Genomic DNA, 2,131 nt, shown 5'->3' with positions numbered 1-2,131 from the left:
TAAATGCTAACTTAAGAGTGTACAGAAATGATTGTTTAAGGATGTACAGTTTTGATGGTTAACTGCATAATATTCTTGAGGTGGAATATTATGCATATGCAAATTAATGTAAATTCAAGTATTGAAATTAATAGTCTTGTAGATTTGCCAAAATTTAAATTATTGATGGAGAGTCTAAAAATGAAAATCAATAAGAGTCAATTAGCTCGTGATATGGGTGTGGATCGGAGGACAGTTGAAAAATATCTACAAGGTTATGAGCCGAAAAGCAGCCGGAACCGAAGATCGAAAATTGATAAATACTATGAAGTCATAGCGTTGCTTCTCTCAGAAGAATCTAATCAGAAATTCTATTATAAACGAGTACTATGGCAATACTTGAAAGATAATCACGGCCTAGATTGTGGGCAATCATCGTTTAGAAGATACCTATCAAGTAAACCAGAGTTTCAACGTCACTTTGAAACAGAGAAACGTAAAAAATTAACCAGTGAGGTTATTCGTTTTGAAACGCCACCAGCTGAACAAGCACAGTTGGATTGGAAAGAAAATATCCAATACATCACCAAAGATGGAGAAATCCTTTATGTGAACGTATGTGTACTCTTACTTGCCCATTCAAGGTTTCGAACATTCAACCTATCAATCTCCAAGTCTCAGAGTATATTATTGTCTTTCCTTACGGAAAGTTTTGAGGTGTTTGGAGGAGTTCCAAAAACGATTTTGACGGACAATATGAAAACGGTTATGGATGAACCTCGAACAGAATATCAAAAGGGAAAAGTAAATGAGCGATTTTTTCAGTTTTCAAAAGATATGGGGTTTGAAGTAAGAGCGTGTATAGCTGGGAGACCGCGGACCAAAGCAAAGGTAGAAGCTCCGATGAAATTACTCGATGAGATTCACGCTTATCAAGGAAAATTTGATTATGAGGAACTGCATAAGTTTGTTCAAACACTCTGTAATCGTATCAACAATAGTTACCATCAAGGAACAGGGAAAATCCCAATACTGGCACTAAAAAAAGAAAGAAATCTCTTATCTCCATTACCACATGAACGAATAAGAGATTCCTATAAAATTGATCGTATACTTGTGAAAGTAAATCCATCCAATATGATTACCTTCAAATCCAACCAGTATTCAGTTCCACCTGGATACATCGGGAAAACGCTTAGTTTACAAATATACGATAACCATATCTTTGTCTATTATAACACGGATTTAATTGTCGAACATCCAATTCGCCCGTTGAAAATCAACTACAAGCCGGAGCATTACGTTGATACTCTAGCAAGAGGGCTACCAGGTTCTACAAATATAGAAGAGCTGGCAAGGAAAAATTTAGAGGCAATTAATGAGGTGTATAAAAATGAATAGCAGTTATAACAAACTCGTACAGAATTTAGAGTATTTAAAGTTAAAACAGATGTTAGTTCATCTAGATGAAACCATTGATTTTATGACCAATAATCAACTGTCATTTACCGACACATTAGTCAAACTGACAGATTACGAGATCGACATGAAAGAAGTAAATATGGTGAGATCTATGGTTAAGGTAGGGGCCTTCCCTCATTTGAAGGAAATAAAAGACTTTGATTTTGAATTTCAACCATCGATTAATAAACAAAAAATATTGGATTATACAACGTTACGGTTTATTGAGCAAAAAGAAAACATCGTATTCTTAGGAACCAGTGGCGTAGGTAAAACTCATTTAGCAACCGCAATTGGAATCGCAGCTGCCAAAAAAAGAACGAGTACTTACTTCATCAAGTGTAATGATTTGATCCTCAATCTCAAAAAAGCAAAACTTGAAAATCGATTGGAAACCAGGCTTAAACATTATGCGAAATATAAACTCCTTATTATCGATGAAATTGGCTATTTACCCATTGACGCAGAGGATGCTAAGCTGTTTTTTCAGCTCATCGATATGAGATATGAACAGAAAAGCACGATTTTAACGACAAACGCTAGCTTTAAATCATGGGGTGATATATTTCAAGATACTAAAATAGCGAATGCCATTTTAGACCGAGTTCTACATCATGCCACAGTGGTCAATATTATTGGGGATTCCTATCGCCTAAAAGACCATTTTAATAAAGATAATTCTAAACAAGGA

Annotated in this window: 2 protein-coding genes; both read left to right on the top strand. The window is 35.1% G+C overall.

The genetic code is table 11. The features are described 5' to 3' along the window. The first annotated feature begins 90 nt into the window (after positions 1-90). Positions 91-1,380, top strand: a complete 1,290-nt coding sequence (gene istA / locus BMSHG_RS00135) for an IS21 family transposase (RefSeq protein ID WP_019152401.1) — start codon at positions 91-93, stop codon at positions 1,378-1,380. Continuing rightward, the coding region (istB, locus tag BMSHG_RS00130; RefSeq protein ID WP_019152400.1) for an IS21-like element helper ATPase IstB at positions 1,373-2,131 on the top strand (759 nt) is incomplete at its 3' end. The genes istA and istB, both read left to right, overlap by 8 nt.

The sequence above is a fragment of the Robertmurraya massiliosenegalensis JC6 genome, assembly GCF_000311725.1.
Classification (GTDB): Bacteria; Bacillota; Bacilli; order Bacillales; family Cytobacillaceae; genus Robertmurraya; species Robertmurraya massiliosenegalensis.
This window is presented reverse-complemented; position numbering and strand designations above follow the sequence as displayed.

Excerpts from the sequence above, each read along its gene's own strand:
- istA (WP_019152401.1), top strand. The coding sequence starts at position 91 with ATGCATATGCAAATTAATGTAAATTCAAGTATTGAAATTAATAGTCTT.